Source organism: Nonomuraea indica, from assembly GCF_002850745.1.
Lineage (GTDB): Bacteria > Actinomycetota > Actinomycetes > Streptosporangiales > Streptosporangiaceae > Nonomuraea > Nonomuraea indica.
In genome coordinates this window covers 1-6,111 of record NZ_PJOK01000093.1, presented here as the reverse complement: position 1 = coordinate 6,111, position 6,111 = coordinate 1, and the positions used below count along the sequence as shown (strand labels likewise).

Below are 6,111 nucleotides of genomic sequence, written 5' to 3'. Positions count from 1 at the left end.
CAACACCCTTCGCCCTTCCCGCACTTCACACCACAGCGACTTAGGACTTACTCGTCTAGGGGTCCCAGTAGCAATCGCGGAAAATCCAACGGATATGGGTCTGACCTGCGTGGATGGAGCCTTGGCCCGCCGTTCCGTGATCATGTTTCTCAAGGAGTTCCCGCAGGTCAGCAGCAGCACCATTGGATTCTGCTCCATTGCTACTGGGACCCGTTCACGGCTCCAGGTGAGTGAGGTCGAGTCGGGCCAGCCGGTCGGGGTCGGACAGGATGTCGATGGTGGAGATCTTGCCGCCGGAGATGGTGAAGCTCATGACGGAGATGAGCTGTCCGTCGATGGTGTTGACCAGGCCGGCGAGGCCGTTGACGACCGCCGGGCGGGTGGTAGCGCTGGTGGCCATGCGCTGGAAGGTGGCGAGCTGTCCGGCCACGGCCGCGACACCGCGTAGGACCTTCATGCCGCCGGCGAGCGTCCCGCCGTCGGCGCGCAGCACCACGTCGGGGTCGAGGATGGACACCAGCGCGTCGAAGTCGCCGCCGCGTGCGGCGGTCAGGAACGCGTCCACGACCCGGCGCTGGTCGGCCCGGTCAGGGTCGGGGTTCGGGGTGGCGCCGCGGACGCGCTGACGGGCGCGGCTGGCGAGCTTCTTGGCCGCCACGGGCGTGCGGTCCACGATGGGTGCGATCTGCTCGAACGGCAGGCCGAACATGTCATGGAGCACGAACGCCAGCCGTTCGGCCGGGGTCAGGGATTCCAGCACGACCAGCAGCGCCAGGCCCACCGAGTCCGCCAGCAGCACTTCCTGCTCCGGGTCGGCGGCATCCGCGAGGCTGACCACCGGATCGGGCAGGCGCTCCTCCAGCGACTCCTCGCGCCGGGACTTGCGGGCGCGGAGCATGTCCAGGCACACCCGGCCGACCACGGTGGTCAGCCAGCCGCCGAGGTTGTCGATATCGCCCGAGTCCGAGCGCGCCAGCCGCAGCCATGCCTCCTGGACGGCGTCCTCGGCCTCGCTCAGCGAGCCGAGCATGCGGTAGGCGACCGCCGTCAAATGGGGACGGTGCCCCTGGAACTGGTCGGCCAGAAAGTCATGGGGCGTCACGGTTGGCTTCCTCTCGTCTCAGTAACGTCAAAGCGCTGACGCATCAAACCAAGGGAAGGTGACCGCGTACGCACCCGGTCACCTTTCCCGCGGGCCGTCCGTCATGCCGGCGACCAACACTCACCTGACGAAGGGTTGCCGAACGATGAGCAGGACGAAGGTCCACGGAACGGTCGCGGACGGCTTCGAGCCGGTGCGCGAGGAGTTCGCCGCGGTGGTGGCCGGGCAGGACGGCCGAACGAGCGCGCAACTGGCCGTCCATGTGCACGGTCGGCGGGTGGTGGACCTGTGGGCCGGGGACGAGGCCGGCGGTGACACGCTGACCGCCGTCTACTCCTCCACCAAGGGCGCCGCGACGCTGGTGACGGCGCTGCTGGTGCAGGAGGGCGTTCTCGACCTGGACGAGCCGGTGGCCCGGCACTGGCCGGAGTTCGCCGCCGCCGGCAAGGACACGATCACGCTGCGGGACGTGCTTACGCACCGCTCCGGCGTGATCGGCGTCGACGGCGGGCTGTCGGCGGCCGAGCTGGCCGACGACGCGGTGATCGCCTCCCGCCTGGCCGGTCAGCGGCCGTACTGGCGGCCCGGGTCGGCCTACGGCTACGGCGGGTTCGTCACGTTCGCCATGGTGAACGAGGTGATCCGGCGGGTGACCGGCCGGTCGTTGCAGCAGGTCTACGACGAGCGCGTCCGCGTCCCGTACGGGCTGGACCTCTACCTGGGACTGCCCGCGGCCGAGGAGCAGCGGTTCCGGCCGATCCAGTGGTGGACGGCCACCCCCGAGCAGGAGGCCGCGTTCTGGTCGAACGTCCCAGGCCCGCACAGCATCCTCGGTATCGGCTACGGGCTCAACAGCACGCCGCCGCTGGACCAAGTGGCTTTCGCCAACACCCGCGCCGTCCGCGCGAATGGCCAGGCGTCGGCCGGCGGCGTGGGCAGCGCGCGCGGCCTGGCCGGCCTGTACGCGGCGGCCGTCTGGGGGCTCGACGGACGCTCCCCGCTGCTCAAACCGGACACCGTCGCCGAGTTCGCGCAGATCCACTCGTCCGGCGCCGACCTGGTCCGCGGCGCGCAGGGCAACTACGCGCTCGGGTTCCAGGCCAAGGGGCTGCGATACGCGTTCCTCAGCGCCAACGCGTTCGGCCACGACGGCTCGGCGGGCTCGGAGTCCTTCGCCGACCCGGTCAGTGGCATCGCCTTCGGCTACACGCGCCGCCGCTTCGGCTTCGCCTGGTCCTACCCCGACCACGACCGGCTCGCCGCCGCTGTCCACCGCGCCGCCACCGCCGCCTGAGGAGCCTGGTGATGAGTGTTCCCGAGAGAAGAAGCGGCCTGGCCCTGCTGGTGATCGCCGCCGCGCAACTGCTGATGGTGATGGACGGCACCATCGTGACCGTGGGCCTGCCCGTCATCGGAGCCGGGCTCGGCATCGCCGAGGCCGACCTGGACTGGGCGCTGACCGCCTACGCCCTGGCCTTCGGCGGCCTGCTGCTGGCCGGCGGGCGTGCCGGTGACCTGTTCGGCCGGCGCCGGCTGTTCCGGGCCGGGCTGGTCGTCTTCCTGGCCGCCTCCCTGCTGGGCGGCGTCGCCGGCACCGGGAGCGTGCTGATCGCCGCCCGGGTGCTGCAGGGCGTCGGCGCCGCGATCGTCGCACCGGCCGCGCTGTCCCTGCTCGCCGACACCTTCCCCGCCGGGCCGGAGCGCAACAAGGCGCTCGGCGTGTACGGCGCGATGGGCGGCCTTGGCTCGGTCGCCGGCCTGCTGCTGGGCGGCGCGCTCACCGAATACGCGGGCTGGCGCTGGATCATGTTCGTCAACATTCCCATCGCACTCGTGGTCCTCGCCGGATCCTCCGCCCTGACGCCCGGCAGCCGCGAGCGCGGCGGACTCGACCTGCCCGGCGCGGCCACCGTGACGCTCGCCCTCGGCTCACTGGTCTACGCGATCAACCGGGCCGGCTCGCACGGCGCCGGCGACGGGCTCACCCTGACCTTCGGCGCAGCCGCCGTCGCGCTGCTCGTGGTGTTCGCTCTCATCCAGCACACCGCGCGCAGCCCGATGCTGCACTCAGGCGTGGTGGCCGACCGCGGCCGGCTCGGCGCCAACCTGGTCATGCTGCTCATGGGTGCCGGGCAACTGGCCACGTTCTACTTCCTCACCCTCTACATGCAGACGATCAAGCAGTACTCGCCCATGATCACCGGGCTGGCCTATCTGCCGTTCGCCATCGGCATCGGCCTCGGCTCCGGCCTCATCGGACCCCGGTTGCAGGCCTGCACCTCCACCCGGGCCGTCCTGGCGGTCGGGATGGCGGTGGCCGCTGCGGCGATGGGCTGGTTCAGCCTGCTGACCCCGGACCAGAACCCCCTGTTCGTCCTGCTGCCCGCGCAACTGGCCGGCGGCATCGGCCTGGGGATCGGCTTCGTCGCGGCCACCATCGGCGGCGTACAGGGCGTCGCACCGCGCGACTCCGGCATCGCCTCCGGCCTGGTCAACACCAGCCAGCAGATCGGCGGCGCCCTCGGCCTGGCCGTCCTGGCCGGCATCGCCGTCACCGCCACCGCGAACCAGCCCCAGGGCACACCCCTGCCCGACGCGCTGACCAGCGGCTACACCGTCGGCATGCTCGGCGCGGGCGGCTTCTACCTGGCCGCCATCCTCACCGCCGCCCTCCTCCTACGCGCCCGGCCCACGAACCGGGACACCGAGCCCACGCCGGAAAACCTCGGCAGCACGCCCGGCTGAAACCGACCGCCCCAACCGGTCACCATCGCCCCACACGATCCGTCAAAGCAGCGATCCACCAATGAAAACCCGAAGGGAAACCCCCATCATGACCACCATCGAGTCGCGCCTGCCCAACCCCGCCGTGCTCATCCCCGAGCTCAAGGACATCGGCGGCGCCCTGTACAAGGCGACCGACAACGGCACCATCCCGCAGACCACCATCAGCCTCATGCAGCTGCGCGCGGGCCAGATCGCCGGCAGCACGTACCTGACCGTCCTGCACACCGGCAACCTGCGCAAGGCCGGCGCCACCGAGGAGAGCATCACCGCCGTGGCCTCCTGGCGCGACGCGCCCTACTTCACCGACGCCGAGCGCATCGCGCTGGAACTGGTCGAATCCGTGCTCACCCCGAACCCGTCCGGCGAGCGCGTCCCCGACGAGCTGTACGCGAGGGCGTCCGAGCTGTACGACGACAAGGCGCTGGCCACCCTCATCATGGCCATCGGCCAGGTCTGCTTCTTCCTCCCCCTGGCCCTCATCGGCAAGCCGCTGCCCGGTGTGTCACCGGCGGAGCAGTGGAGACCGTAACGCCCGAAATCCTCAGGGCGAGGACACGGCGACCCGTACCTCGCCCTGCCTCGGGCCGGCGGCGGCAAGGACGAGCTGTACCACAGAGCTGCAGGGCAAGCTCGCCTGCCATGATCCCGATGCACCTTCATCGGGTCCCAGTAGCTTGAGAAACATGATCACGGAACGGCGGGCCAAGGCTCCATCCACGCGGGTCAGACCCATATCCGTTGGATTTTCCGCGATTGCTACTGGGACCCCTACTAGCGGCGCGGCAGCGTCACGACCTCCACCAGGTCCGCCAGATCGACGTACTGGCGGACCTGCGCCACCGTGCGGCAGTCGGCCACCGCGATACGACGCCCGACGTACCAGCGGTAGACAGAGAGCATCTGCCGCCCCTGCAGTACCTTCGGCTCCGCCTCGACCCCGTCAGGCCCCACCACAACCGCACGCCAGAATCGTACAAATCAGACAAAGCGGGCCAGGGTTAGGGTGCGCCGTACAAGCGGCATCGCCACCGTCCATGGCTGTCACGCGGGCAGCGAGACGTCAACCGCTCCCGTGCCCGCATCCGCGCCATCGGCGAGCGCGCCGTCAGGTTGGAAAGAGCTCTCTGATCATGTGATGCCGAGAATGGGAGCTGGGGTGGCGTCGCGGGAGATACGGCGGATGGCTTGGGTGAGGCTGGCGGCACCGATCAGGCGTAACGCGCAGGGTCGCGCGTCTGGCCGGATGGCCTGAGCCGTCGGATGACACCGAACGACACACGGCACGCCTTCCGTTCCGAGAGGTACGATCGCGGCATGGGGGTGATCGACTGGCTCGAATGGCTGGCCGTGCTCACGACCTGCGCGAGCTTAGGGACGCTCATTGTGGTCTCCAGACTCCGGCGCCGATCGGCTCCGTCCCCGGCACAGGCTCCAGGTCAGTGGCCCTGGCGGCAATTTGGATTGCCCATGCCGCTTCCGGAGGAGACGCGGGCTCGTGCGTTGGTTCTCCTTGGCGAGGGCAGGATGGCGGACGCGGCCCGGGTCATCCAGGAGGACACCGGTCTCGAGCTCGAAGCGGCAGAACGACACGTCGTCAACATGCTCGCCGCCGCGCGCATCCGTGCGAACGTCGACGACCCATGGCCTGACGATCAGCTCGCCGACCGCGTCGGCGAGCTCGTTGACGCAGGGCACACGGAGCGGGCGATCTTGCTGATCCGCGGCGAGACGGGAATGAGTCACGCGGACGCCGAAAACTGGATGCATGAGTTGATGGCCCGCGATGCCGACCAGGAGGAGGGACGCGAGCGCTAGACGAGTAAGTCCTAAGCCGGGTCAGTGGTCGTAGGCGATCAGCGATCGTGTGATGGGTTGGCCGGTGGCGCGGTTGTGCCAGATGGCGGCAGTCAGGGCCAGGATGCGCTGGGCGATGCGGGCGCCGACGCCGGTCATGGTGCGTGCGCCGTGCAGTTCCAGGGTGAGCTGGCCTTTCAGGGTGTCGTTGACCGATTCGATGAGCTGGCGGATCGGTTTGAGAAGGTGTTCGCCGGGACGGGATATGCGGTTGCGGTAGGACGGGCGCAGCAGGCGCACGCCTCGTTCGGCCAGGAAGGCGTCCAGGTCGGCGGAGATGTAGCCCTTGTCCGCGATGATCAGCAGGTCGGGCCGCTCGGCCAGCAGGGCTGGTTCGTGCTCGACGATGGCCATGAGAACCTGGCGTT

At 69.7% G+C, this 6,111-nt stretch carries 6 protein-coding genes and 2 pseudogenes; 5 read left to right on the top strand and 3 right to left on the bottom strand.

What is annotated here, in order from left to right:
* Positions 1-214 precede the first annotated feature (214 nt).
* Positions 215-1,102 (bottom strand): RNA polymerase sigma factor SigJ, encoded by an 888-nt coding sequence (sigJ, locus tag CXR44_RS38600; protein ID WP_101791119.1) that lies wholly within the window; start codon positions 1,100-1,102, stop codon positions 215-217.
* A gap of 145 nt (positions 1,103-1,247) precedes the next feature.
* On the opposite strand from sigJ, the gene CXR44_RS38595 reads away from it, so the two are divergent.
* The 3 genes from CXR44_RS38595 (at position 1,248) to CXR44_RS38585 (ending at position 4,418) form a co-directional block, all read left to right on the top strand.
* Positions 1,248-2,396 carry a serine hydrolase domain-containing protein gene (locus CXR44_RS38595; protein WP_101791118.1) on the top strand — a complete coding sequence of 383 codons (1,149 nt, stop codon included), beginning with the start codon at positions 1,248-1,250 and terminating at the stop codon, positions 2,394-2,396.
* A gap of 11 nt (positions 2,397-2,407) precedes the next feature.
* Positions 2,408-3,847, top strand: a complete 1,440-nt coding sequence (locus CXR44_RS38590; protein ID WP_101791117.1) for an MFS transporter — start codon at positions 2,408-2,410, stop codon at positions 3,845-3,847.
* A gap of 88 nt (positions 3,848-3,935) precedes the next feature.
* Positions 3,936-4,418 (top strand): carboxymuconolactone decarboxylase family protein, encoded by a 483-nt coding sequence (locus tag CXR44_RS38585; protein WP_101791116.1) that lies wholly within the window; start codon positions 3,936-3,938, stop codon positions 4,416-4,418.
* Between the two features lie 242 nt (positions 4,419-4,660).
* Here the strand turns inward: CXR44_RS38585 and CXR44_RS41900 are convergent, their stop codons facing one another.
* Complete coding sequence (locus CXR44_RS41900; RefSeq protein WP_281260327.1) at positions 4,661-4,789, bottom strand: hypothetical protein; 129 nt, start codon at positions 4,787-4,789, stop codon at positions 4,661-4,663.
* Between the two features lie 108 nt (positions 4,790-4,897).
* Here CXR44_RS41900 and CXR44_RS38575 point away from each other — a divergent pair.
* Positions 4,898-4,996, top strand: a pseudogene (locus tag CXR44_RS38575) (IS5/IS1182 family transposase); the annotation flags it as partial.
* 207 nt (positions 4,997-5,203) lie between these two features.
* Positions 5,204-5,704 (top strand): hypothetical protein, encoded by a 501-nt coding sequence (locus tag CXR44_RS38570; RefSeq protein ID WP_144070251.1) that lies wholly within the window; start codon positions 5,204-5,206, stop codon positions 5,702-5,704.
* Positions 5,705-5,725: 21 nt separating this feature from the next.
* Here CXR44_RS38570 and CXR44_RS38565 read toward each other — a convergent pair.
* Positions 5,726-6,111, bottom strand: a pseudogene (locus CXR44_RS38565) (IS982 family transposase); the annotation flags it as partial.